This is a genomic window from Stenotrophomonas sp. STEN225 (genome assembly GCF_056756445.1).
The window spans coordinates 1-883 of sequence record NZ_JBRRBV010000041.1; the positions used below are offsets into that span (position 1 = coordinate 1).

An 883-nucleotide genomic window follows, 5' to 3' on the forward strand; every position below is an offset into this window, starting at 1 on the left:
CCCAGCTGCACACCATTCTGCAGCTGGCCGTCGCGGCGCTCGCCCACATAGTCGACCATCACCGACAGCCGCTCGCTGGCCCGGCTGGTCACACCCAGGTTCCAGCTCAGCACCTGCTCGCCCACCGTCTGGCTGTTGCTGCCGAACACCAGATCCGGCGCCGCCGCAAAGCCGGTGCTGTAGCGGGCCTGCGTATCCCCCAGCTCCTTCTGCCACACCACCCGCGCCCGCGGGGTGATGCGCTCGCCGTTGTTGCCCTCGAAGGTCTTGAACAGCTGCAGGCCCGCACCGACCCGGATGCTCTCCAGGCTGCCGCCACGCCCGGCCAGCGCCGCCACGCCCTGCCCTTCGTTGAACCGCGTCGCGGAGGTGCGCGCATAGTCCACCACCGGCAGCAGCGGCTGGATCACCACGCCCTTGCCGCGGGTGAAGGAGAACGCATGTTCCACCCGCGCGGAGATCGCATCGTTGCTGTACTTCGCACGCAGCGGGTCCTGCAGGCCCTCGATGCCGGCGATGCTGCGCCGGGTGTCGTGGCGCAGGTCGGTGTAGCGCACCGCCGCGGACAGATAACCGCGCGCGTAGATCGCGTCCAGATAACCGCCCACATCCAGCGCACGCACGTTGCCGGTGAAGCGGGAGGCGCCACGGGCCTTGGTCGACATGTCCGCGGCCGCCACGCTCACGCCCAGGCCGACACGGTCATCGGCCAGGCGCGCATCGGCACCGACCACGATGCCGCCCACGGTATGGCTCATCCCGGCCACGCCGGCATCGGCATCGATGCGGCCATGGCTGGCGAAGCCGCGTGCCCACAGACCGTGGCCACGCTGGCCATCACCGCTGGCCCCCGCACCTGCTGCCGTCGGCTCGACCAGATGCA

At 70.4% G+C, this 883-nt stretch carries 1 protein-coding gene; it reads right to left on the reverse strand.

All coding sequences use genetic code 11. The features are described 5' to 3' along the window. Nucleotides 1-883, reverse strand: an 883-nt coding sequence (locus ACVOJ1_RS18955; RefSeq protein WP_346480779.1) for an autotransporter outer membrane beta-barrel domain-containing protein, incomplete at both ends; no start/stop codon positions are given.